Here is a 25,062-nt window from a genome sequence, read left to right as displayed (position 1 = left end):
CCGACAATCTTGAGCTTTTTATAGAAGGAGGTGAGCACAAGTGCTCCCATTGCCCAATTTGGATGACCGCATGTTCGATCAGATGGTGCAGGAGGCGCGCAAAGCGATTCCGAAGCTGTTCCCGCAGTGGACCGACGAGAACGCGCACGATCCCGGCATTACGCTGCTGGAATTGATGTCGTGGATGACCGAAATGCAGCAGTATTATTTGAACCGCGTTACCGAGCGCAGCGAGCGGAAGTTTTTGAAGCTGCTGGGCGTGCGTCCCCGCGAAGCCGTGTCGGCGGAATGCGATGTGACCTTCTCCGGCATGGAGCGGCAGCTTGTGCTCCCGAAGGGGACGCCGCTTGCCGCGATGGACCAGCGGTTTGAAACGCTGGAGACGCTGCGGCTCATTCCCGCGAAGCTGGAAAAAGTGATCGTCCGCACCGAAACGGCGGCGGGAGACTACACGTCGAACAATCATGCGGGGATTGCTTACTACGCTTTTGGACCGGGCGCGCGCAAAGGCGCGCATTTGTATATCGGCTTTGACTGCGCTTTGCCGGAGCGGACGGAGATCGCCCTCGCGCTCAAGCTGTTCGAGGATTACCCTGTGCCTGTTTCCCGCGGGGAGGACGGCACCGCTGCGCCGATTTCGTCCGCGCAGGTATCCTGGACGTTCGCTGGAGCCGGACAGCAGGGGCAGAGCGAGAGCTGGCTGCCTGTCGAGCCGGTGCGCGACACGTCCGTACACCTGTCGCAAAGCGGAGAGCTCGTGTTCACGCTCCCTTCCGCGATGCAGCCGATTGCGCTCTATCCGGCGGACGACAAGCGCCGCTATTGGATTTGCTGCACGCTGGAGGCGGAAGGCTACGAGCTTCCGCCGAAGATCGAGAAGATCAGCCTCAACTCGGTCCGGGCGGCGGAGCAGGAAACTTTCAGCGAAGCCGCCGCCTTCGACAGCAGCGGAGAGCCCCGACAGAGCTTCACGGTAAGCTCGTTCCTGTCTTCCACCGGCCTGCACACCGTACAGGTGCAGGACGAGGAAGGCCGCTGGCGCGACTGGCGCACCGTCAGCGATTTGGCCGCGTGCGGGCCACAGGATCTTTGCTGCGAGATGCAGCAGGACTCGGCCCGCGGCACGACCCGCCTCCGCTTCGGAGACGGGGAGCACGGCAGCATCCCGCCGCAAGGGGCGCAGCGGGTGCGGCTTATTTCTTACACGGCCGGGTTCGACTACGGCCGCTGGGTGGGGAGCAGCAACGGTCTGCCCGGCCAGACGTTTGAAGTGGCCAGGGGCCGGACGTACAAGACCTGCAGCATGCTGCTGCAGGTCGGCCACCGGCCCCGGGGAACAGACAGCGTCGTCTGGGACGACTGGCAGTCCGTGGACGATTTCGACAACTCGAAATCCACGGACAGGCATTACGTCTACGACGCTGCCGCAGGCACGATCCGCTTCGGCAACAACGAAGCGGGCTGGATCCCGCCGGTGTCGGCGGAACCGAACATTCGGTTCCTGGCGCTGCAAGCGGGCGGGGGCGTGAGAGGCAACGTGAAGGACGGCATGGTGGCCGGCTTCACGGAAGCAAGTGCGGATTGGCCGGGCGTGACCGTGACCAATCCGTTCCCGGCGCAGGGCGGCGCCGAGGCCGAGACGCTGGAGCAGGCGAAGCTGCGCGTCCAGCAGGAGCTCGGCAGGCCGACCCGCGCCGTGACCGGCGAGGACTACGAGCGGATCGCGAAGGCGACGCCCGGGCTGCGCGTGGCCCGCGTGAAGGCGATTCCGCTGTATGAGCCGGGCCTGCGGGACTACCCGAAGGTCAAGTCGCCCGCGCAGATGACCGTCGCCGTCGTGCCTTACGGCGAAAGCGACAAGCCGGTGGCGGGCAGCGGCTTTCTGGAGACGGTGCGGCGGCATCTGGACGTGCACCGGCTGCTGACGACGGAGCTGCATGTCATTCCGGCGGAGTATATCAAAGTGACGGTCCATGCCGTCGTCGTCGTGGAGCCGCCGTACAAAGACGATCCCCGCCGCATCTTGCAGGAGCTGAGGCAGCTGCTCCAGCCGATGAATCGCGGGGACGGCTCGGAAGGCTGGCGGTTCGGCCGAACGGTGTACAAGGGCGATATATACGGAGTGATCAGCCGCATGAAAGGCGTCGTGTACGTGCAGGATATTTGGCTCGATGCGGAAGGCTCGGGCTTCGATAAGGATGCGGGCGGCGATATCCATATCCCGCCGTATGCGTTAGTTTATTCAGGCGATCACGAGGTGGAGCTGATCAGCCGGACCGACTTGTAATTTTAATGAAAGGGGTGACGAACGATGCACAATTCGCAGCAGTTTTTTTCGCTGAACAAGCCGCTGGATTGGGAGCGGGGGTATGCGGCCAACATCGATATGCAGGAACACGGCTTCGCTATCCGGCAGACGGAAAAATACAGCGTCTACCGCCTCGTTCGCACCGGGGAGCTGGACGGTATCGGGGCGATCGGCGACATGGCCGCGAGCCCGAGCGGAAAGCTGTTCCTTTTGGATGAAGCGGCCGGCGTCTGGGTTTACGATTACGAGAACCGCCACCGCGAGGCGCTGTTCCGGCACGGGCACCTGCTGTTCGGCGGACAGGCCATGCTGGCTTCCACGGCGGATTCGCTCGCCGTGGCTGATGCCGGCAGCGAGCGCAGGCTCGGCGTGTATTCGGTTTCGAACGGACAGACGCTGTGGGCTGCGAGCGAATGGAACGGTTTGGAGCTTTTTCCGCTTTGCGTGTCTGCGGCCGTAGGTGCGGCGCGCAGCTTGCTCACGGTTGTGCCTTTGGATATTGAGGTTGGTATGAATGGAAATCCGCAAGTCCCTGCGGGCGGAAGGATCGGCATTTTGCTGTGGAGCGCCGCGGGTGAAGTCGTCGAGGCGTATGAGCATGAGTCGCTCAGGCTCGAAGAAGCCGCTCCGGTCCATGAACTGCGCGGGCGCTTCCATGCCGCTGCCTCGGACGGAACGCTGGCTGTGCTGGACGCCCTGCACAAAACGGTCACGGTGTTCCACGGAGCAGGCAGGGCAACCGCGCATTTTACGATTGAGCATGAAGGAAGCTTTGCCGGCATTTCCATTGATACGAATCATAATCTCTTTATAGGGAACAGCGGAGCAGCCCGGCATGAGGGCGATAGCGAAAGGTTCATACTCAAATACCGGGGCAACGGGGAATTCCAGGAAAAAGTTTCCGGCTTTCGCGGCTGCGCCTGGAAGCTGCTGCATGACCGGCGCAACCGGATGTATGTGTTTGACCGGGATTGCGGGCAGATTACGCTGCTCGAACTTCAGGCGCGCACGATGCCGCTGGAGGCGACCGGGTTGCCCGAAGCGGTGTACTTCTCGGCCGAGCTGGACACGACGGAAACCGAGACACAGTGGCACAAAATCCGCCTGGACGCCGACATCCCCGAGGAAACGCAAATACGGATATCGTATTTTGCATCCGATGAGCAAGACGGCTTCGTGGACGGAGAGTACGTCGAGTATACGGACTACTTGACGAACCCGGACATCCCGATTCGCGACAAGCTTCGCGGGACTCGGCCTTTATGGTCGGAGCCGATTGTGAATCCCCGTGACGCGCTGCTCATGAAGGCGAAGGGCCGCTACATTTGGCTCAAAATCGAACTGTTCGGCAGCGAGCACAGGTCGCCTTTCATCCGCAAGCTGCGGGTCTATTTTCCGAGAACGTCGCTGATCGATTATTTGCCGCCGATTTATCAGCAGGATCAGGAGCACAGCCCTTTTTTGGAGCGGTTTCTGGCGCTGTTCGGCACTTTTTTTGACGATATGGAGGATCAGATCGATCGGATCAGCGCTCATTTTGACCCGGATGCCGTGTCCGGCGCTTATCTGGAATGGCTGGGCCGCTGGCTGGCCGTATCGGATCACGATGCGTGGGGCGAAACGAAGCTCAGGCAGTTGATCAAGCAGGCGCCGGAGCTGTATAAGCTGCGAGGTACGCGCGAGGGACTCATACGGATGATGCGTATCTATACGGAGAGGGAACCGTTCCTTTTGGAATATTTTCAGTTCAGGCAGATGCAGGAAACGTCCGAGCTTCGCCGGCTGTTCGTCCGGCTGTACGGCGACAATCCCTATTGTTTCTGCGTGATGCTTCCGCCGGAATGCGTACGCACCGACAAACAGCGGATGATCATTGAGCGCATTATCGAAGACTGCACGCCCGCCTATGCCGAGGGGAAGCTGATTGTGCTGCAGCCGTGGATGTACGCGGATATGCATACATATTTGGGAATCAACACTTATTTATCGGAGCCTACGCTGCTGACTCTCGACGAGCGTTCCTCGATGCCGTACAACACGGTGCTGATCGACGTCGAGCGGGATAAACGGATGGATCTGCATACACGATTGGAACTGGATTCCGAGTTGGAATAAACGAAACATGCCTTGAAAGGTGAGTGGATTTCTATGAAAAAGACGCGCTATTACCCGTTTGAACGAAATCGCTATTTCTATGGCAAGCTGTTGACGGTGCGGGATTTTGAATCGGAGCAAAAGTATTTCAACGACAAACGGCGCATGATGAACCGCCTGCTGCACGGCTCCGGCGTCATCACCGGCCTGCAGGTCATCGCCGTGGACGACAAATCGGTGTCCGTCGAAATGGGCGCGGCAATCGACGCCCTGGGCCGGGAGATTGTCGTCCCTTCTCCGGTCACGCTGAAACTGTCGATGATGGACGGATTTACCAACAACGAATACGCCAAAAACGTGTACCTCTGCATCGCCTATGACGAAAAAGGCAAAGAACCGGTCCATTCCGTCGCCAATTCCTCGGTCCGTTCGGACGAAATCAGCGAATACAACCGCGTGCTCGAAAGCTACCGGCTGTTTATCCGCGAGGATGCTCCCGACGTGGCGGCGCTGCCGCTGGCCGACTTGACGGACCAGACAATCGTGCTGTATCAGGACAGCCAGGTTCGCGTGCTTCAGACGACCCCGCGTTACGTGAACCCGGGGCAGCTGTTCGAAATGACGCTGCGCCTCGAAAAAACGCTCCAGGCCGGCAAAATCTTTTTCCAATACGACGTGGCTGCCGAGCGCCTGGAGGCGGTTCATGGCGGCACGGTTCAGTTCGAAGAGCCGCAGGAACAGCAGGAGACGGAATACGAAATCAAAGTGCTGCTGCGCGCCGGCGGCACGGCGGCCGTCAAAGGTACCGTCGGCATCAAGCCGGGGAGCGCTGTGCTCAGGCTGGGCGACAAGCAGCTTGATCTCCATTCGCAGGATGCGGGAGAGATTCAGGTGATCCAGGAGCCGGTGGGCCAGCGGTTGATGGACGATTTTGTGAAGCGTTCCCTGGAAGATTCGCTGGAAGCGCCGTCGGAGCCGTGCATTTATTTGGCCCAAATCGGTCTGCTGCAAATGGGGCCGACTTATGTGATCGAGCGCGTCGAGCAGGTTCCTTTCGGCGAGTATGTGTACAATTCTTCCGTGATGTACCGCCTGAGCCAATCGGCCGGGGAGCGGGAAGACGCGGCCCAACTGGTCACGCGGTCCAGGGTGAGAACCGTGGCCCCGGGCCAGCCGCCGGAGCTGAAGGTCCTTTACGATAAAGCCGGCAGCGAGCTTTCTATTGATCTGGCGATTCCTGCGGGTGGAGGCGGAATCGCGGGTATTCGGACCGGAGCGGTGGATATTCCGATCGCTCCGTTCACGAAAATGTCGGTTTCCCCGTTCGGGAAAGCGGCCAAAAGCTTTTTCTCCGGCGAGATCGCGCACGGCCTCGGAGAGGGCAACGTGCTGATCGTGACATGCCTGGAGGAGAGCAGCAGCGACGCGTTCTCCGACATGCTGTCCAGCGGCGAGCGCGTGTACTACGGCGCCGCCGACGTGTTCAAGGGCAGCGAGTTCGAGCCGGATGCGCCCGACGTGCAGATCGGCACGATCGCCTACCCGCAGAAGGGCACCTTCCGCATCGGCGTCAAGGTGCAGCAGGGCATGGAGGCGTCGAACGTACGCGTCCGCTGGTGGGCGTACACGCAAGCCGATGCGGCTGCCAGCGGCGCGGGCGGCGGTAGCGCCGGTGCCGCTGGCAGCCGCGCGGGCAGCAGCGCCGACGGCGAAGATGCCATCGGCGCTGCGCTCAACGCGATGAGGGAAGCCGCCCCGGCGGGCAGCGAGCGTGAGCCGCAGTAGATCGTAGATAGAGCATTCGTGCAGCTTGGGGCTGCGGGATGCTCTTTTTTCATCTCGCCTGGGCAAAGCCTGCGAAAACCCCATGACGCCATGGACGTCACCCCACAGAATGAAAATAATTCAGGTCTAATGTATAAAGTGCAGGCTTTCGCACCGGAAACGGCTCGTTTGGTGGAAAAGCCTGCGATTGTGCAGGAATTCTTGGCCAAACGGTGTCCGAACCCTGCGCAGGCGGGAAAACCTGCAGATTCACAGGCTGCCCGGAAATCCATTCGCCAGAGCTGGTTGCACAATCCGCCTCGTTGCGCGAAAAAACCTGCAAAAGTACAGTTTTTGCTTGATGAATACGCTGGCTGCGAAATATTCCTGCAAATGTGCAGGCTTTTCGCCGCGAACATGGGCTATGGTTCATTTTCAACGAAAATTCCTGCACAATTGCAGGCTTTTCGCCAAAATGAACCATTTTTATAGAAAAAACCTGCACTTTTGCAGGTTTTCCCTGCCAAGCTACTCCCCGCCAAGCTACTCCCCGCCAAGCTACTCCCCGCCAAGCTACTCCCTGCCAAGCTACTCCCTACCAAGCTGCTTCCCGCCCAGTTGCAGTTGCGCAGTTCCACGATCTGCGCCGGGAGCAGACTTTGGCTATGCCGTTGTTACGTCTTCTTTATTCGGCAAGTAGAAGGAAGTGAAACTGACCAGGGTATAAATGGCTTATGCGCCTCAGCATCCCACGGACTTGCTTTAGCTATCCCCGATACGTTTCCAGCAGGGGTAGACTTCGCTTTTGTCGATCAAATAGCGAGTGGCGATGCGAAATAATCAAGTAATCATTTTCTCACATTTTATCCAAATATAACAAAATGATTATTGCTGCACCCATGTATTCTTGTTATTTTGAAAGCGTATCCATTTTCGAGGTGCACATCGATATCGGGTACGATGAACATGATGAGATAAACCTCTATCGAGGTCTTTCGAAGATGAGCGACCGCGTTTAGAGGTAGGTTTATTCGCCAATAAGAATGCTGTTCTTCACGCTTTAGCGCTGTGAAGAACTTAAACATTCTTATGTGGTAAAAAAGCTAAGGGAGAGTGGAGAGCCCAATCTGTCATTCAATTAAAATTGTTATTGAGAGGATGATTATTAATGAAAAAAAGTTTCAGCGCCGTTTTGTCCCTGGGCTTGGTTGTTTCCGTATTCGCGGCGATTCCCGTACAAGCTGCGCCAGTCCCTGTGAGTACCACAATTTTAGTTAAGGCAGGCACGACATACGATGGCAAAGGTCAAACCTTTGTAGCGGATCCTGATAAATTGGGTGACGGCGGTCAAGGCGAGAATCAGAAGCCGGTATTTAAACTGGAAGCCGGAGCAACGCTCAAAAACGTTGTGCTCGGGGCTCCCGCCGCCGACGGGGTGCATTGTTATGGCGATTGCAACATTAATAATGTGGTTTGGCAGGATGTGGGGGAGGACGCCTTGACGCTGAAATCTTCGGGAACTGTTAACATTACAGGCGGTGGAGCTTACAAAGCTTACGATAAAGTGTTCCAGATTAACGCAGCGGGCACAATCAATATTAAAAACTTTAAGGCCAACGATATCGGCAAGCTGGTTCGTCAGAATGGCGGCACTTCGTTCAAAGTTAATATGACACTGGACAGCTCCGACATTTCCAATGTGAAGGATTCTATTTTGCGGACCGACAGCTCCGTTAGTCAGGCCAAAATTACGAATACAAGATATTCAAATGTACCGACCTTGTTCAAAGGTTTTGCTGCGGGAAAAACGTCCCAATCCGGAAATGTCAAGTATTAATCAAGTGCTGCGAATCCGGAATGGCCATTAGAACGTAAATATTGTATGTTTACTGGTGCCACATACGTAAAACCCCCGCCAACCACAAATGGCCAACGGGGGTTTTTGATTTTAAACGAATCTACCCAACTCATTAATTATAATAATTATAAAATGATATTGACTTTATTGTAAGTCTAATTTTAAAATAGAATCAGTATCTTAAATATCATTCTTGTTTGCTTGGGGAGGAGTAATCGGATGACAAAACTGACAACGAATCAAGGAGTGCCGATCGGCGACAATCAAAATTCCCGGACAGCCGGACAGCACGGGCCCACTTTACTGGAGGACTATCAGCTTCTTGAAAAGCTGGCTCATTTTGACCGGGAGCGGGTTCCTGAGCGCGTCGTGCATGCTCGCGGCGCCGGCGCTCATGGCGTTTTTAAAGTGACGAACAGCATGAAGCGCTACACGAAAGCGGTCTTTCTGCAAAATGAAGGGCAGGAGACGCCGGTATTCGTCCGCTTCTCAACTGTCGTTCACGGTATGCATTCGCCTGAAACATTGCGCGATCCTCGCGGCTTTGCCGTGAAGTTTTATACCGAGGAGGGCAACTACGATTTTGTTGGCAACAATCTGCCGGTCTTTTTTATCCGCGACGCGATGAAGTTCCCGGATATGGTGCATTCCTTAAAACCGGACCCGCGAACGAATATCCAGCATCCGGACCGGTATTGGGATTTTATGTCTTTGACTCCGGAATCGACGAATATGCTCCTCCACGTTTTTTCCGACGAAGGGATTCCGGCGAGTTACCGTCAAATGAGGGGATCCGGCGTGCATGCTTTCAAATGGGTTAATGCGTACGGGAATACGGTTTACGTGAAGCTGCGCTGGGTTCCGAAACAGGGGATTAAAAACTTGTCCATGGAGGAAGCGTCGGCCATTCAGGCCAAAGACTTCAACCACGCAAGCCGGGATCTGTACGAGTCCATTGAGCGCGGCGATTTTCCGGAATGGGATTTGTACGTGCAATTACTCGATCCCGCAGATTTCGATAAGTTCGATTTCCATCCGCTCGACCCGACGAAAGATTGGTTTGAGGAGGACATTCCGTATCAGCTTGTAGGCACCATGACTTTGAATCGCAATCCTGACAACGTATTTGCCGAAACGGAGTCCGCAGGCTTTAATCCGGGCGTGCTCGTTCCGGGTATTGAGCCTTCCGAAGATAAATTGCTGCAGGGCCGGTTGTTCTCTTACTCCGACACGCAGCGCTACCGCATCGGAACCAACTACTTGCAGCTTCCGATCAACTGCCCGTTTGCTCAAGTAAACAATAACCAGCGCGATGGCGCAATGCCGTTCAAGCAGCAGCATCATGCCGTCAACTATGAGCCGAACCGGTATCAAGATACGCCCAAAGAAGAACCTGCTTACAAGGATGTTCCTTATTCCTTGACGGGAACAGCCGGGCGGGAAAAAATCGGAAAGGCGAACGATTTCGGCCAAGCGGGGCAAGTGTGGCGCCGTTACTCCAAGGAGGAACAGGAAGCCGTCATCCGCAATCTGACCGCAGACTTGAAGCAGGTAACGGAGAAAACGGTGCTTCTGGCGATCTGCAACTTCTACAGGGCGGACGCAGAGCTTGGCCAGCGGCTTGCGGACAGCCTGAACGTAGACATCTCACGCTATGTGGCACACGGCAATTAATTTTGGAAAGGGCTGCCGGTTTGTGGGATATCGGCTCCCTCCGGTCTGCACACGAACATTTGAACATGCGGTGTTTTTTAGGTGGTGAGACATGTGGCATCGTATTTGGAGAAGGCGCTCGCAAAATTGAAGAGTACCGGTGTCCGCATCACTCCGCAACGGCAAGCCATATTAGCTTATTTGCTGGAGACAATGACGCATCCGACTGCGGATGAAATTTATCGGGAACTGGAACCTCGCTTCCCGAACATGAGCGTGACGACCGTGTATAATAACCTGAAAGTCTTTATTGAAACCGGTTTGGCGAGAGAGATGACTTATGGCGACGGTGCAAGCCGATTCGATGCCGACTTGACCGTTCACTACCATGCCTTGTGCAGTGTGTGCGGCAAAATTACCGATCTCGAATTTCCGGACTTTGAAGAAGCGGTGCATGCGGCGACCGATCCAACAGGCTTCAAAGTGCAGGGTCATCGCTTGGAAGTCTACGGTGTTTGTCCCGATTGCGGAGAAGCTTGAGCTGTGGTATATTGGAAAATATGTAAAGGAAGGAGGTGAAGGTAGGATGAATCGAGAGTCTGTGAATAACCGTATTTGCCAGTTGCCCGTTGCGATGGCTGGCATCGTTCATGCATTTGTCAACGACGGGAGAAGTCTGTCCACAAATGCCCATACGGTTTCACAACTCGCGAAAAGACGCCTACCTTAACCTCAGACGGATGCATCCGAAGGTCGTAGGGAATTTTCCTGCGGCCTTTTTTGTTGTTGTCATGGAGTGCCGGGGATAGGGTCTTTCAAATATAAGGAGGATCCTTTTTATGCTGCTTGCTCATTGTCAAAATGTAAAAAAATACCACGGTGCACAGCTTGTGCTTGAAAATGTAACGTTCGAAATCCAGCGCGGCGAGCGGATTGGCCTTGTCGGCCGCAACGGAAGCGGCAAATCGACGCTGCTTCGCTTGATCGCCAAACTATCTAAGCCCGACGAGGGGCAGCTTACGGTCCGCAAAGAGATGCAGATCGGGTATCTGGCGCAAATTCCCGCCGAATGGGAAGAGAGCACGGTCTATGAAGCGCTGGCGGCAGGCTGCCGCGAAGTGCTGGCGTGCCGCGCCCGGATGACCGTGCTGGAAGAGCAGATGTCGCAGCCGGAGGCCGCCGATCAGCCGCAGCGGATGGAGCTCCTGCTGAAACAGTACGCGGAGCTGCAGGAGCGTTTTGAGCGCGAGGGCGGGTATGAACTGGACGCGCGAATCGACCAGGTTGCGGCGGGCATGGGCGTCGCGCGGGATTTTTACGGCAGAAGCTTCGCTTCCTTATCCGGCGGCGAGAAGACGAGGATCGCACTGGCGTCGCAGTTGATCGGCCGGCCGGAACTGCTGCTGCTTGACGAGCCGACGAACCATCTCGATCTGTCCGGAACGGAATGGCTCGAAGAATATTTGAGCAAATATGACGGGACTTGCCTGATCGTCTCGCACGACCGCTATTTTCTCGATCGCACGGTCACGAAAATCGTGGAGCTGGAGGATGGCGAAGCGCACGTTTACCATACGAATTACTCGGGTTTTGTCCGAGAGAAGGAAGAAAAGCTGCTGCGGCAGTTCGCCGATTATCAGGAGCAGCAGAAGAAAATCAGGAAGATGAAGGAAACGATCAGGCAGTTGATCGAGTGGGGGCGCATTGGCGGTAACGAGAAGTTTTTTCGGAGGGCCGCTTCGATGCAAAAGGCGCTGGATCGCATGGAAAGAATCAAGCGTCCCGTGCTGGACCCGAAGGGGGCCGAGTTCGATCTCAGACCGGAGGACAGATCCGGCCGGAAAGTGCTCGTTTTTGAATCCGTCAGTAAACGTTACGGAGCCGCTCCAGTGCTCGATTGCGCGTCGGGAATGCTGGAGTATGGCGAGAAGGTGATGGTTGTCGGGCGCAACGGATCGGGCAAAAGCACGCTGCTGAAGCTTATTCTCGGCCTGGAGCCGCCCGACGGCGGCACGCTAGCCCTCGGCTCCCGGGTCGACATCGGTTATTTGGCGCAGCAGGAATATCCGGGAGACCACCGCCGGACGGTGCTCGACTATTTCCGCGAGGCGGCGGGGCTGGAGGAAGGAGAAGCACGCGGCAAGCTCGCTTCGTATTTATTTTACGGAGCGGACGTGTTCAAGTCCGTCAGCACGCTTTCCGGCGGCGAATGGACGCGGCTCAGGCTGGCGCTGCTCGTGCAGCGGAAGCTGAACCTGCTCATTCTCGATGAGCCGACGAATCATATGGACATCGCGTCGAGGGAGGCGTTGGAGGATGCGCTGGAGGAGTTCCCCGGCACAGTGCTCGCCGTCACGCACGACCGTTACTTCATCAACCGGCTGTCGCAAAAAATATGGCAGCTCGACAAGGGCCGAATCGCCGTATTTCCGGGAAATTTTGACGAGTACAAGGACAAAATAAAGCAGCTCGGCGAAGGCGAAAGCGGGAGCGGAAGCGGAAGTGAAACCACCGTGCAGCATGAAAAATTGAGCCGCCCGGCGGTTTCCGCCCCTGTCGTGCGGGCCGCTGGGGGCGCGAGGCGTGAGCGCGCGTCCTCCGCCGTCGCGCCGGAGCCAAGCCGGGAGCGGCTGGAGCAGGCCATTGCGCGGGAAGAGGAGCGGCTCGCAGGCATGGACGCCCGCTTGCAGGCGTGCTCCGGCGATGCGGATGCCGAGGAGCTCGCCGCGCTGTGGGCGGAGCGGGAGGCTGCGCAGGAGAGACTCGACCGCCTCTACGAGCAGTGGATGCAGGCGGAGGAGCAGCAGTAAAAGGACCGGCGCCTAAGCGTATCGCTCGGCACCGGCCCAAAAACCCCCACGCCAGAGCCGATGGCCACAATCTACCTGGCGGTACGAAAAAAACCTGCAAAAATACATGAATTTGCGCCCTCGATACGGTAGCCGCGAAAAATTCCTGCAATTGTGCAGGCTTTTCGCCGGCATACGGGCTCAACAATCATTTTTGTTAAAAATTCCTGCAGGATTGCAGGCTTTTCGCCAAAATGATCCATTTTCGCGGGAAATTCCTGCACTTATGCAGGTTTTTCCATCGGCCGGGCCAGCGTCCGCCAAGCAGCGGCGTAACCCGCGCCAGGGAGGGTTGAGCGTGAGAGCCTGGCTCGCGCAGCGACGCCTTGCGGCGGATGGGCCAGCCCTCGGCACGCCTGGGCAGCCCCTCTCGGCAAGCTTTGGCCGAGAACCGCGTGCCGCGCGCAGCTCCCAGCGAGCGGTGTTGCGCTGCATGACGGCGGTCGGTTGACTACCGGACTTTCCAAGGCAAACTAAGCCGGCGCCTAAGCGTATCGCTTGGCGCCGACTCTTTTGCATGTTCGAGTCGAGTTCTTATTTCACTTCGAAATATTTGGCGATTTCGTCGAGCAGCATGTTGGCGGCTTTGTAACCGCCGGCCAAGTTCCAGACGACTTCGTTCACGCGAACCACTTTATTGTTTTTCGCCACTTGCAGGTTTTTGAAGAGCGGATCGTCGAGCCACTCTTTGGCTACCTTGCTTACGTCCGAAGAACCGCCGCTTTCCGTCAGGAAGTAGAACATGACGTCGCCGTCCATGTCGGGAATACGTTCTTTGGTCAGCTTTTCAACAAATTGGTCTTTATCCTGGGAAGCGGGACGCGCAAAGCCAAGCTGGCTCAGCAAAACGCCGCTGAATGTTTGCTTTTGGTAGATGCGCACTTCGGCTGCGCCGAAACGAACGATCGATATTTTCGCTGCCGTTTTGTCGCCGAGCTTGGTTTTTAAATCCGCCACGCGCTTGTCGAAATCCGCCATCACTTTATCGCCTTCGGCTTTTTTGCCTACCGCATCGGCATATAGGGCGAAATTTTTCTTCCAATCGCCGGACAGATCGGCGGCAAAGACGGTCGGAGCAATTTTGCTCAATTGGTCATAAATTTTCTCTTGGCGCACTTTGTTGCCGATAATAAGATCGGGCTTCAGCCCGGCAATCAGCTCGATATTCGGCTGCGTTTCCTCGCCAACCGCCTGAACGCCTTGCATATCCGCTTTAATGTGGTCGTACCAAGGGTCGCCTACCCACGATTTCACCGCACCGACAGGTTTGATGCCTACAGTCAGCAAAGCTTCCGTGCCCTCGTTCGTCAAAATGACGACGCGCTGCGGAATTCCTTTGACCTGCGTCTCGCCCATCGCGTGCTTAATGGTTCGGACCTCGTCGGATTTGGGCGCGGCTGCGGCCGTTGAGGCGGCGGACGGGCTTGGCGAAGCCGCTGGAACTTTCGTTTCGGCAGCGGTTCCACAGCCTGCGATTACGATCAGGATCACTGCCGCAGCAAACAGAAGATGAAGCTTCAAACGTTGAATCCGGTACAAAATGAGTTCCCCCTTAAAAATATGTGCTTAAAAGATAGGCATTGTGCTCAGAAGATAAGCATTTCTCTGTGTGTATCCGCGTTTCATGTATGGCTCAAGAATTATTTGATAACGATTCTCATTATCATTTTTAATATAAATAGCTTTCCACATCTTGTCAAGGTGAAGTGAAAATGATTATCACAATCATTGACATGACCGGCATGCGACTCTACAATAAATATGTTTGTAATAGACGGAGAGATTCAATTCGGGGGTGGACTTCTTTGGTTAACTTGCTGAACGCCAGCACGGCAAAAATCGCAGGTTTGGCCGTCGGCGCAGTACTGCTGCTTGGATGTATGCTGGCAAGCGTATTATTTGGCCTTAAGCAGTTTGATATAAAAACTCTTTGGGAAGCTTACGCTCACTTCAACGGCTCGAACGAGCATATTATTTTGATAAATACGAGAGTGCCGCGTGCGTTGATCGGGGCGGCAGTCGGCGCCAGCCTGGCGATTGCGGGCGCCATGATGCAGGTGTTGACGAGGAATCCTCTGGCATCGCCATCGATTTTTGGCGTGAACGCCGGTGCGGTTCTTTTTATCGTGCTCGGCATCGCCGCGTTCGGCTCGAATCTTACGCTCGGCAGCATGGTCTGGATTGCTTTCGCCGGAGCGGGTGCGACGGCAGTGCTTGTTTTTTTTCTCGGCTCGCAGGGACGGGACGGGTTTACGCCGATCAAATTAACGTTGGCGGGTGCGGCTGTGGCGGCGTTTGCCACTTCGGTAACATCGGGCGTCATGCTGGTCAATCAGCAGTCGCTTGACCAGGCCTTGTTCTGGCTGATCGGTTCCGTCGCGAACAGGGAGCTTCGCCATTTATCTATGGTTATTCCTTATTTGGCGGTCGGGTGGGTACTGGCCATGGCTTTATCCAAATCTTTAAATGTAATGGCGCTGAGCGATGATGTGTCCAAAGGGCTTGGTCAACGCGCGGTTCTGGTCAAAGTTATATCGGCTCTCGCGATCGTTTTGCTCGCAGGCGGTTCGGTGGCCGTGGCGGGTCCCATCGCGTTCATCGGCGTGATCGTGCCGCATCTATGCCGCTATCTCGTTGGAAATGACCATCGCTGGCTGCTGCCTTACTGCGGGATCTCCGGGGCATTGCTGCTTGTCGTTGCCGACCTGGCTTCCAGGTTCATCCTAATGCCCAAGGAAGTTCCCGTCGGCGTAGCTACAGCGCTTTTGGGCGTACCTTTCCTCATCTACGTAGCAAGAAGGAGGAACTATGCTTAGACAGGCAGCGAATTCAAACGGCATATCGAATATAATAGACCGCAAGCGCAGAAAAGGTCTGCTCATGATCGGCGTGCTTCTCGCCGTCACCGTCATGCTGTCGGTCGTCAGCTTGTCCCTGGGCAGCGTGCGCATACCGATGGGCCAAATTATTAAAGTTTTGTTGGGCGATACCAGCGACGGCAATGCGCTTATTATTTTGCAGTTTCGGCTGCCCCGGCTCACGGCGGCTATCCTGATCGGCGCGGCACTGGCGATGGCCGGGGCCATCATGCAGGGCGTCATCCGCAATTCCCTCGCTTCGCCGGATTTGATAGGCGTAACGGGAGGAGCGTCTGTAGCCGTTGTCGCTTTTATGACTTTGACGGCAAGCAAATACAGCATTCATTGGGTGCCTGTCATTGCTATTGCGGGAGCATTCGCTTCCGCGGCATTAAACTACGTGCTGGCCTGGAAAAAAGGGCTGTCCACATTCAGGCTTGTCCTGATCGGCCTGGGAATTTCAACGGCGATGGGGGCGCTGACGACGTTTTTGCTCATTAGCGGTCCATCGTTTTTGGCCGCCCAGGTATTGAGCTGGATGACGGGAAGCGTCTACGGGACGAACTGGAAGCATGTTGCTGCGCTCGCCCCTTGGCTGGCCGTATTCATACCGCTATCCTGTGTGTACGCCCACAAGCTGAACGTGCAGGCGCTGGGTGACGGAATCGCGCTTGGCCTGGGCAGCCGCATGCAGATGGACCGTTTTCTGCTGCTGCTGTTCAGCGTCTCCCTGGCCGGCGTTGCGGTCGGCATCGCCGGAACGGTTTCGTTCGTCGGCCTGCTTGCCCCGCACATGGCCCGCAGGCTTGTAGGAAGCGACTACCGGCTGCTGCTGCCGGTATCCGGCTTCGTCGGCGGGCTGATCCTGCTCCTGGCGGATTTGGCCGGGAGAATGCTTTTCCAGCCGCTGGATATTCCGGCGGGCGTATTTACGGCAGGCATCGGCGCGCCGTTCTTCTTGTATCTTTTGTACCGACGCCGCTAAAAGCGCGCGCTGCAAGTCAGGGCTGTCCAACAAGCGGCATAAGCCGCCGAAGGGACGGCCCCTTTTTTTGGCGGAACGGGCCCGGAAGTTCCGCGTTCCGGTGCCGGAGCAAAGCCAAAGGGGCCGTCGACCGCCGTCGTACGGCGCAGCACCGCAGGCTGGGGCTGCGCGCGGTGCGAAGCGAAAACACTGGCCCGTTAGGTCATCATCGGCCACTGCGCAGAAAACTTGCGAAAACTCTCATGACGCCGCGGATGTCGCCCCACAGAATGAAAATAATCAGGTCTACTGTGTTCTATTTTTCTGCAAATCTCAGGCTGCCCAAAAACCCCTCCGCGTCGGAGGTGACAACCACAATCTGCCTGGCTGCACGAAGAAAACCTGCAAAAATACATGAATTTGCTCACTTGATCGCTGGCCACGAACAATTCCTGCAAAAGTGCAGGCTTTTCAGAGGGGACACGGGCTCAGGTTCACTTTCAGCAAAAATTCCTGCACTTTTGCAGGCTTTTCGCCAAAACAAGCCGATTTCATAGAAAAAGCCTGCACTTTTGTACGAATAGATCGCAGCGGGCCTGATTTTCATTCTATGTGGTGACGTTTATGACGTCATGGGAGTTTTTGCACGTTTTGCGGGCCACCCGCCGCCGAGGAGGAGGGGAAGGAGGAGGAAGCCAAACGAACCTTCGCGTTCTTTTAGGCAGGTGGCGTTATTGCGGCGATTTCATAATATAGTAGAATCGATGGGGCAGTTTTATTTTTATGCCCGTTTTTTTGATAGTGAAGGAGTGGCGAAGGGTGAGAAGTTCTTTCAAAAGCCAATTAACGCATGAGGATATTCAAAAAATTATCCGCAATTGCTTCGGGTGCGGGGCTGTCGAAGCGAGGGAGCTGTCGGACGGATGGGCCAACACGGCATATGCGGTTACTCGGGACGACGGGGAGACGGTTATTTTGAAAGTGGCTCCGGCGCAGTCGATGCGGGTTATGCGATGTGAGCAAAATATGATGAAGACCGAAGTATCGGTCCTGAAACTGCTGGCTAAATTGAATGCGCTGCCAATCCCCGCGGTGTACGGACATGACGATTCGTGCAGCCTGATCGCCTCCGAATATTTTATTATGCAGCGCATTCAGGGAGAGCCCTACAGCAAAATCAAAGCGGATTTGACGCAGCAGGAACAAGAGGCTGTCGAGCATGAAATCGGCGTCTGCAACCGGATCATAAATGAATACCGCGGTCCCGGGTTCGGCTATTATGCGCAGGAAGAGCGGCTGAGCGCTTCTTGGGCCGACGCTTTTTACCGGATGTTCAGCGATGTGCTTGCCGACGGGCGGGATGCGGGGGTGGAGCTGCCCAGACCTTACGGCGAAATCGAGCAAATCGCCAAAAGCAGTCTTGACGTCCTGCAGGAAGTGCAAACGCCGAGCCTGATCCATTGGGATTTGTGGAACGGAAACGTGTTCGTGCAAGACGGCCGCATCTCGGGCATCATCGATTTCGAAAGAGCGTTATGGGCCGACCCGCTGATGGAGCATTATTTCAGCCATTTTGAACAGTCGGCGGCGTTTGAAAAAGGCTGCGGGATGTCCGTCCAAACACCGTCCCAGCGGGAGCGCAGAGCATTGTACGATCTTTATCTGGATCTTGTGCTGTGGATTGAATGTGCCTATCGGCAGTATGAAGACGACAACCACCGGAAATGGGCTTATGAAAATTTGGAGGCGGGCCTGCAAAAGTTTCAAACGGGCCGGCCGGGCAGGTAACCGTATTTCAGCTTTGTATTTGTAGCCAAAAAGGTTACAATTAAGCCGTAAGCTGCAACACCAACATTTTTCCGCTTGAAGGAGGCATTTTACCTTGATTCGAATTTACCCGGCAGCGTCGCGCAGCGGCATCGATCTCGGATGGCTGACCAGCCACCGCAATTTTTCGTTCGGCGATTATTTTGATTCGGACAATACGGGCTTCGGCGTCATGCGGGTATGCAATGATGACGATATTGCCGCCGGCCGAGGCTTTGGGCCGCATCCGCACAGCGATATGGAAATCGTCACCATCGTGCTCAGCGGACAAATCAAGCATGAGGACAGTCTCGGCAATGTGGCCGTGACCGGCGCGAACGGCGTGCAAAGGATGACCGCAGGCACAGGCGTCATTCATGCGGAATACAACGCTTCCGATACGGAGCCGTTGAGTCTTTTGCAATTATGGTTCATGCCTTCAGAGCGCGGGCTGACGCCATCTTTTGAAACGAGCACGTACGAAGCGGAGCGGCTGCAAAACGCTTTGCTGGCGGTTGTGTCGCCCGAAGGGTCGGAGCATGCGTCCCGCATTCATCAGGACATGACGATTTATTTGAGCAGATTGGATCGGGAGAAAGAGCTTGCGTTCCGGCAGGAAGAAGGCCGCAGGGTATTTTTCTTTACGATTGAAGGCAGCGTGAGCGTGAATGGGAACCTGTTGGACAAAAGGGACACGGCGCGCATTGAATCAGAGTCCTCGTTGACAATTAAAGCGAGCGAAGACAGCTTTTTTATGCTGATCGATCTTCCGTAATGAGGGGGGAACATCTATGAAGGAAACTTTTTTGATCAAACATGCGGTCGGAGGCAGGACTTTTATCGATTCGGGAAAGCAGCCCGTCCGCTATGACATTCAAAAGGAAGGGGAAGGCTGGACGTTTGCCGTGACGGCGCCGGAGGATTCGGCCATGGAAGAGCTTTTGAAGTGGAAGGACGAACTGAACGTGTTCGTGTTTCAAGAGTTCGACGACCAGCCTACCCGCAAAATATGGTATTACGTCAAAGAAGGGTCCGTACATTATTCGGCAGAGTCGGGACAGCTGGTTTTCGCGGCGGACTCCAGAATTGAATACGTGCCGGATCGGTTTAGCGGTAATTTTTAGACATGGGGCAATGAGAACTGCCATGTTCGGGGTGGGAGCGGGTTTCACGCCTCGGTTTAAAGGCGGCGCCGCAACCGTTCGTTAAGCCGTTTGACTAGCCGAAGGTGTATACTGAAATAACTGCAGATTTCAGGCTGTTGGGTACCCCCGAGCCGGAGCCGGTTGCACAATCTGCCTGCTTGCACGAAGAAAACCTGCAAAAGTACAGTTTTTGCTCGATGGATACGCCGGCAACGAAATATTCCTGCAAATGTGCAGGCTTTTGGCAGCGAATATGGGTTCAGATTCATTTTCGCCAAAAATTCTTGCACAATCGCAGGCTTTTCGTCAAAATAGGGCATTTTTATGGAAAAAACCTGCACTTTCGCAGGTTTTTCCACTGCCAAGCCGCCTTGTCCACCCGTCATGCAGCGCAGCACCGCGCGCTAGGAGCTGCGCCCGGTGTGTTGCGCTGCAACTCGTGCAGGAGAGGCGTGGGTTGGGGAAGAACGGCGGCGCCCTCTCCGGTTTCCTCTGCCCCGTCGTTTTATCACCAAGCTGATTTTTGCATGGTTTACTACACGTTAATAGGGATGCACCTCTCCAATGTACGGTTTTCTCAGCGGCCAGACTTTTGCAAGTTTTCTGCGCATTGCTGTTGATGGTGCCAGCTTTAGCCATGGGTTTATCGAGCCAACTTCCGGTCGTGTTCCGGAAACGTAAATAGACCGTCCTGCCCAAGGATGAGGTGCGGCCATTATGCCGGGGAGCCGGCTGCAACCGATAACAGCATTTCTCCAGCCTTCGACGGTGAGAAAAAGCACCCGTAGGGCACGGGCAATCCAGTCGAGTTTTTCATGAGCTCGCGAATTTGATATGATTGTAAGCAACGAGGTGTAAATATTTATGAAAGCTTGCTTCATGCACGATCAGAGTCAACTCATCGAAGAAGCTTCACAGTTCATACAGGAATGTTACGGAGAGCTGGGAAAATCGGCGCAAGACGTCGAGCGGCGCATTCGGGAAATTAGCCGGGATGTGTCCGAAACTGGCTGCTACACGCATACGGAGGAGGAGTTGAAGCACGGGGCGAAAATGGCCTGGCGCAACAGCAACCGCTGCATTGGCCGGCTGTTCGTGGATACGCTGCAGGTGATTGACGCCCGCGAGGCCGACACGGAGGAAGCGGTTGCGGATGCGCTGCTTCGCCATATTGAAACGGCGACGAACGGCGGCAAAATCCGGCCTATGATCACCGTTTTCAGGCCGTCGGCAGACCCTGGGGGGCCGATTCGCATCCGCAACGACCAGTTGATCCGTTATGCGGGCTACGAAACGGAATCCGGCATCGTCGGGGATCCGATCTCCCTGCGCATCACGGCCCTGTGCCAAGCGCTGGGCTGGAAAGGGCCGGGCACGCACTTCGACGTGCTGCCGCTTGTCGTGCAAATCGGGGAGCGCGAGCCGCGTTTGTTTGAAATTCCGCGCGACCTGGTGCTGGAGGTGCCGCTTGTTCATCCGGATATTCCCGGCTTCGCCGATTTGCGGCTGAAGTGGTATGCCGTGCCGTTCGTGTCCAATATGCGGCTGGAAATCGGCGGTTTGCACTATACGGCGGCGCCTTTCAACGGATGGTACATGGGCACGGAGATCGGCGCGAGAAATTTGGCCGACACGCAGCGCTACAACATGCTGCCAAAGGTCGCTGAAGTGATGGGGCTCAGCACGCGCAAAGAAGCTTCGCTCTGGAAGGACCGGGCGCTCGTCGAGCTGAACGCGGCTGTGCTGCATTCGTACCAGCAGATCGGGGTCACGATCGTGGACCACCATACGGCCGCCCAGCAGTTTATGCGGTTCGAGGACAAGGAGCGGCAGGCGGGGCGCGACGTTACGGGGGATTGGACTTGGCTGATTCCGCCGATGTCTCCGGCGGCGACGCATATTTTCCACCGGGGCTACGACAATGTGGAGAAGAAACCGAACTTTTTTTATCAAAATGATCCGGCGGAGCCGCACTGCCCGCATGGTTGAACAAAGAAAACCCCGCCGGGGAAAACGGCGGGGGACGCGAATTATTTCAACGAGCTCACCTGCAGCAGGTGGGCTGTTTGTGCTTTCTGGAAATGGGTGAACGTGAACAGGAAATCGTCTTTGTAATAGCTGTTCGTGTACGCGCCGCCATCGGCGGGAGCTTGCAGTTCCATCACCCGGTAGCCTTCGTCGTTCGGCTCGGTGCGCTTCTTGATCGTCTCGATCGCAGGCTGCAGCACCGCAAGCGGTTTGCTGCCCCAGATCGCGAGGGAGGTGACGACGGCCTCCTTCGGGTTGTCCTTGGAAGGCTCTACCAGCAGCGACATCTGGTAGCCGGGATAGCTCATCAGCAGCTTCACGGGTGCTGATGCATCCGGGCCGGCCGCCGGCGCGGCTGACGCGGCCGGCATGGCGGCGGCTTCGCCGGCNAGGCTCTACCAGCAGCGACATCTGGTAGCCGGGATAGCTCATCAGCAGCTTCACGGGTGCTGATGCATCCGGGCCGGCCGCCGGCGCGGCTGACGCGGCCGGCATGGCGGCGGCTTCGCCGGCAGCGCCGCCGGAATCCGCGGAGGCGCTTGCGGCCGCCTCCTGGCCCGCGAGGGTGACGCTGATATCCTGCAGCGTCACCTCGGCCGGCTTGCCCAGCAGGTCTTCGACCTTCTTGCTGGGCAAGCCGATAAAGCTTTGCAGGCTGATGCGGCCGCCTGCAAAAAAGCTTTTGACCAGCGGCGCGCCGTCCGCGTCGAATAAAGTGCCGATGCCGTCGTAGACGCCGGCTTTGAACTGGCCCTGATAGACGAGCTTGCCGGCTTCGTCATAGGCTTCGCCGGCGCCGTTCAGCGCGCCGCTCTGGAACGTGCCTTTGAAACGCTGCACGCCCTGCTCGTCGAAAGCAGCGCCTTCTCCGCCATACTTGCCCACGAGAAACTGGCCTTTGTATTTCATTAGGCCGCTAGGGTAATACTCGGTGCCCTCGCCGGAATAGCGGCCGTTTTTGAAACCGCCCTCGTAGATGAGCAGCCCTTTGCCGTCGAACAGCTTGCCGGCCCCATTGTATTCGCCGGCGGCGAACTCGCCTTCGTACAGGGCGGTGCCCGATGGTGAGAACAGCTTGCCCGCTCCGTTGTACAGTCCGGCGTTAAAAGCGCCGTCATACTGAATGTCGCCGGCCGGCGAGAACAGTTTCCCGGCTCCGCCGAACTTGCCGTTTTGAAATTCGCCGATGTAGCGCACTTTTTGCTCCCCGTAGTAAAGCGTTCCCGCGCCGTTAAAAGCGTCTCCGGCAAAAGCCCCCTTATACAGCATGCCGCCCTGCTCGTCGTACAGCGTGCCGCTGCCCGATTTTTGGCCTTTATCAAAATCCCCTTCATAGATCAGCGTGCCGCCGGGGCTGTAGAGCTTGCCTTTGCCGGCATAAAGCCCGTCCACCAGCTCGCCGACATACCGGGACTGCCGGTTCGCATCGTCGCTGACCACCTTGGCCGGGCCGGAGTAGGCGGACAGCTTCGGGGTATTTTCCTGGAGAACCGGCAGGCGGTTCAGCCATTTGTTCACGATCGCCGGAGGCTGGATGAAGATGAAGTATATAAGGACTAGAACAAACAAGACGATGAAGAGGAGCAGCCTTTTGGAAACGTAGTAGGAACCTATCAATACATAGTTTTTCAGTGAGGTTTCGCGGGTTTGCAGCATTTGCCGCAAAAACTGCTGCGATTTGGCGATCGCCATGGCAGGCAGCTTGCCGACGACCGCCAGCCATTTGAGCACGTGTCCCAGGAAGGGGGCTACGACAGGTTTCAGCACTTTTTCCACAGTTTTGACCGGCTGGATCTCCAAGCTTGTTCACTCCTCCGAATTAGGTAAAATCAAGGGACTTGTATGGTCATTTGTCCCGGCTGCTGGATTTGAATGACGCCGCCCCAGTTGCACATGCATTTGGAAGTATTGCCCAGTGCGGGCATATTCGCCACAAGCACCGTCGGCGATCCGGGAGCCCATGGCGCAGCAGTGACGGGCACGCAGGGCATCGGCGTCATCACGCCGAAACTGGCGGCAGTAGCGGCCGCTACGGTCGGATTGGCCATGGAGTTGCACATGCCGAAGGGCAAAATGTTCACCATAGGCTTGTTGTCCATAATATTCGCAATGGGCATCGAGGTCATGACGCTATTGACCGGAAGCACCATCAGCGAGCTTGGGCTGGCGCCGAACGAACATTGGAGCATCGCTCCTCCGCATACGAGATTTCCCATGTCGATCTCTCCTCTTGACATATAGTTTCATAGTACTAGAAAAAAATGCCGTCAGCAACGGATTACCGGATTCGAGTTGGCGGAAAGCGAGCTGTTTTTATATTTTCGTCATCGTATGACAAGTTATTGTGGAAACATAATGAACTTGGTACCAATTTTTTATATATAATGGTTGTAATTATATGGGCCGAATAGGAAATCATCGAAGGAAGTGGGTTCGGTGGCAAGGACGTCTAATATTGATCCAATAGGCCCGCTTTCTCTCATCGGCGGAACCGTATGTATACCGATTGCAGCGGTTTGTAATAGTCAGGCAAATGGTGACACGGCGTTCCTGAACGGACCACCCAAAGCATAGCGTTCAGCATCTGCCGGTTGTCCTTGGCAGGTTGTCAACCTTGTGGTTCCGTTCGGGGGGGGAGGATATCAATGATTTGTTCCCATTGATTGTCGTGTATCTTGCTGATTTCTGCACTATCGATAGCACGTCCGACAAGCAATTGTTGATGGGAGATTTTCTACCGTTTGTAACTTAGTGCTTCTATGTAACAGGTCTCAATTCATGGAATTACAAAAAGTTCAATCACTTATCATACGATTTTTATTACTGAATGAGTAAATAGATATGCAAATAAACGTTATCATGTACAATAAAAGTATACATACTGAGAAAGACAAACTATTGTTCGGAAGTAGTTTGGAGCTGCCGATTAGGTACTGATCTAACTTTAAGTGCGGGAAAAATGTAAACTTATACCATGGGTCGTTAGTAAATAATAGTGTTGATACAGCCCCACTTACCCATATCAATATAGAGATAATTATGCCTACTGTAACTTTTCTAAAGATGCAAGCAAACATGAAAGAAATTAATGAGATAAATATAATTGATACAAGTTGTGACAAACTCATTAAGATTACTTGACCTAGCAAATTAACAATTATAAATTGTCCGTCCTTAGCTATAACATCGTAAATGTCATTATGTACTGATGGAAAAACAATTGAACCAATAACAATTGATGTTACTAGCAATAATAGGATGAAAAAAGTACTAATTAGAGCTATTGTCGCCAATTTCGAAACCAATATTTTCCATCTTCTGAAAGGGCTGATGAGCAGCATCATTATAGTTCCGCTTGTATATTCCTCAGCGATAATAATCGAGGCTTGTGCTATCATATAAATAGTTAGTACACCTGAATTCGACATAACTTTATAAACATATTTCCATGTCCCCCAGTAATCACACGGAATATCTTTTTGCTTACAAAACATTTCTAATTGATTCGTTGATTGTTTGTTATCCAGGCCTTGGAGGTCCGTACTTTGATTATCTCCAAAATTGATTTCTTGACTTTGATTGACCCATAAATGCACGTTACTTTCAGCATCATGTTTTATTGCTAATATTGCAAAAAGAATCGAAATGATTACAAACGTTAACGTCCTTGTTCTAAAAAAGTTTTTTTTCAGCTCGTTTCTCAACAGGTGAACTTGTTGTTTAAATATTCTCATA

19 protein-coding genes and 2 pseudogenes are annotated in these 25,062 nt (G+C 55.1%); 14 read left to right on the top strand and 7 right to left on the bottom strand.

Annotation, left to right across the window (positions count from 1 at the left end):
• Nucleotides 1-40: 40 nt before the first annotated feature.
• Genes AC6RNO_RS33670 through AC6RNO_RS33655 form a run of 4 tightly spaced genes read left to right on the top strand, consistent with a single transcriptional unit; the run spans nt 41 to nt 6,658 of the window.
• Nucleotides 41-2,287, top strand: a complete 2,247-nt coding sequence (locus AC6RNO_RS33670) for a putative baseplate assembly protein (RefSeq protein ID WP_497108109.1) — start codon at nt 41-43, stop codon at nt 2,285-2,287.
• 24 nt (nt 2,288-2,311) lie between these two features.
• Nucleotides 2,312-4,423: a phage tail protein gene (locus AC6RNO_RS33665; protein ID WP_497108108.1), complete on the top strand. Its 2,112-nt coding sequence runs from the start codon at nt 2,312-2,314 to the stop codon at nt 4,421-4,423.
• A gap of 33 nt (nt 4,424-4,456) precedes the next feature.
• On the top strand, nt 4,457-6,187 hold the full coding sequence (locus tag AC6RNO_RS33660; protein WP_497108107.1) for a hypothetical protein: 1,731 nt from the start codon (nt 4,457-4,459) through the stop codon (nt 6,185-6,187).
• Nucleotides 6,188-6,205: 18 nt separating this feature from the next.
• Nucleotides 6,206-6,658 carry a hypothetical protein gene (locus tag AC6RNO_RS33655; protein WP_497108113.1) on the top strand — a complete coding sequence of 151 codons (453 nt, stop codon included), beginning with the start codon at nt 6,206-6,208 and terminating at the stop codon, nt 6,656-6,658.
• Here AC6RNO_RS33655 and AC6RNO_RS33650 read toward each other — a convergent pair.
• Nucleotides 6,589-6,804 carry a pentapeptide repeat-containing protein gene (locus tag AC6RNO_RS33650; protein ID WP_497108106.1) on the bottom strand — a complete coding sequence of 72 codons (216 nt, stop codon included), beginning with the start codon at nt 6,802-6,804 and terminating at the stop codon, nt 6,589-6,591. The two genes, AC6RNO_RS33655 and AC6RNO_RS33650, sit on opposite strands and share 70 nt — an antisense overlap.
• Nucleotides 6,805-7,334: 530 nt before the next feature.
• Here AC6RNO_RS33650 and AC6RNO_RS33645 point away from each other — a divergent pair.
• The 4 genes from AC6RNO_RS33645 to abc-f all read left to right on the top strand — a co-directional run bounded on the left by AC6RNO_RS33645 (nt 7,335) and on the right by abc-f (nt 12,487).
• Nucleotides 7,335-8,003, top strand: coding sequence for a pectate lyase (locus AC6RNO_RS33645; RefSeq protein WP_474686160.1), 669 nt, complete (start codon nt 7,335-7,337; stop codon nt 8,001-8,003).
• 240 nt (nt 8,004-8,243) lie between these two features.
• Nucleotides 8,244-9,698 (top strand): catalase, encoded by a 1,455-nt coding sequence (locus AC6RNO_RS33640; RefSeq protein ID WP_497108105.1) that lies wholly within the window; start codon nt 8,244-8,246, stop codon nt 9,696-9,698.
• A 93-nt stretch (nt 9,699-9,791) separates the two neighbouring features.
• Nucleotides 9,792-10,217 (top strand): transcriptional repressor, encoded by a 426-nt coding sequence (locus AC6RNO_RS33635; RefSeq protein WP_497108104.1) that lies wholly within the window; start codon nt 9,792-9,794, stop codon nt 10,215-10,217.
• 299 nt (nt 10,218-10,516) lie between these two features.
• Nucleotides 10,517-12,487: a ribosomal protection-like ABC-F family protein gene (gene abc-f / locus AC6RNO_RS33630; RefSeq protein ID WP_497108103.1), complete on the top strand. Its 1,971-nt coding sequence runs from the start codon at nt 10,517-10,519 to the stop codon at nt 12,485-12,487.
• Between the two features lie 71 nt (nt 12,488-12,558).
• Here abc-f and AC6RNO_RS33625 read toward each other — a convergent pair whose 3' ends face one another.
• Entirely contained in the window at nt 12,559-12,729 is a 171-nt protein-coding gene (locus AC6RNO_RS33625; protein ID WP_497108102.1) for a hypothetical protein, read from the bottom strand.
• 331 nt (nt 12,730-13,060) lie between these two features.
• Nucleotides 13,061-14,065, bottom strand: coding sequence for an ABC transporter substrate-binding protein (locus AC6RNO_RS33620; protein ID WP_497108101.1), 1,005 nt, complete (start codon nt 14,063-14,065; stop codon nt 13,061-13,063).
• 266 nt (nt 14,066-14,331) lie between these two features.
• Here AC6RNO_RS33620 and AC6RNO_RS33615 point away from each other — a divergent pair, with 266 nt between their 5' ends.
• The 6 genes from AC6RNO_RS33615 (at nt 14,332) to AC6RNO_RS33590 (ending at nt 21,288) form a co-directional block, all read left to right on the top strand.
• Nucleotides 14,332-15,342, top strand: a complete 1,011-nt coding sequence (locus AC6RNO_RS33615; RefSeq protein ID WP_497108100.1) for an iron chelate uptake ABC transporter family permease subunit — start codon at nt 14,332-14,334, stop codon at nt 15,340-15,342.
• Nucleotides 15,335-16,369 (top strand): FecCD family ABC transporter permease, encoded by a 1,035-nt coding sequence (locus tag AC6RNO_RS33610; protein ID WP_488437444.1) that lies wholly within the window; start codon nt 15,335-15,337, stop codon nt 16,367-16,369. The genes AC6RNO_RS33615 and AC6RNO_RS33610 overlap by 8 nt, the downstream gene beginning before the upstream one ends.
• A gap of 798 nt (nt 16,370-17,167) precedes the next feature.
• Nucleotides 17,168-18,136, top strand: coding sequence for a phosphotransferase (locus AC6RNO_RS33605; RefSeq protein WP_488437446.1), 969 nt, complete (start codon nt 17,168-17,170; stop codon nt 18,134-18,136).
• 94 nt (nt 18,137-18,230) lie between these two features.
• Nucleotides 18,231-18,929 carry a pirin family protein gene (locus tag AC6RNO_RS33600; RefSeq protein ID WP_488437447.1) on the top strand — a complete coding sequence of 233 codons (699 nt, stop codon included), beginning with the start codon at nt 18,231-18,233 and terminating at the stop codon, nt 18,927-18,929.
• 16 nt (nt 18,930-18,945) lie between these two features.
• Complete coding sequence (locus AC6RNO_RS33595) at nt 18,946-19,278, top strand: hypothetical protein (RefSeq protein ID WP_488437448.1); 333 nt, start codon at nt 18,946-18,948, stop codon at nt 19,276-19,278.
• Between the two features lie 900 nt (nt 19,279-20,178).
• Nucleotides 20,179-21,288: a nitric oxide synthase oxygenase gene (locus AC6RNO_RS33590; protein ID WP_497108112.1), complete on the top strand. Its 1,110-nt coding sequence runs from the start codon at nt 20,179-20,181 to the stop codon at nt 21,286-21,288.
• Nucleotides 21,289-22,242: 954 nt separating this feature from the next.
• Here AC6RNO_RS33590 and AC6RNO_RS33585 read toward each other — a convergent pair.
• The 4 genes and pseudogenes from AC6RNO_RS33585 to AC6RNO_RS33570 all read right to left on the bottom strand — a co-directional run.
• Nucleotides 22,243-22,596, bottom strand: a pseudogene (locus AC6RNO_RS33585) (MORN repeat-containing protein); the annotation flags it as partial.
• A 560-nt stretch (nt 22,597-23,156) separates the two neighbouring features.
• Entirely contained in the window at nt 23,157-23,543 is a 387-nt protein-coding gene (locus AC6RNO_RS33580; RefSeq protein WP_497108099.1) for a PAAR-like protein, read from the bottom strand.
• 263 nt (nt 23,544-23,806) lie between these two features.
• Nucleotides 23,807-23,920 (bottom strand): annotated as a pseudogene (locus tag AC6RNO_RS33575) (transposase); the annotation flags it as partial.
• Between the two features lie 202 nt (nt 23,921-24,122).
• Nucleotides 24,123-25,061: a DUF2705 family protein gene (locus tag AC6RNO_RS33570; RefSeq protein ID WP_497108098.1), complete on the bottom strand. Its 939-nt coding sequence runs from the start codon at nt 25,059-25,061 to the stop codon at nt 24,123-24,125.
• Nucleotide 25,062: the final 1 nt, after the last annotated feature.

The sequence above is a fragment of the Paenibacillus sp. sgz302190 genome (assembly GCF_059820445.1).
This window is presented reverse-complemented; position numbering and strand designations above follow the sequence as displayed.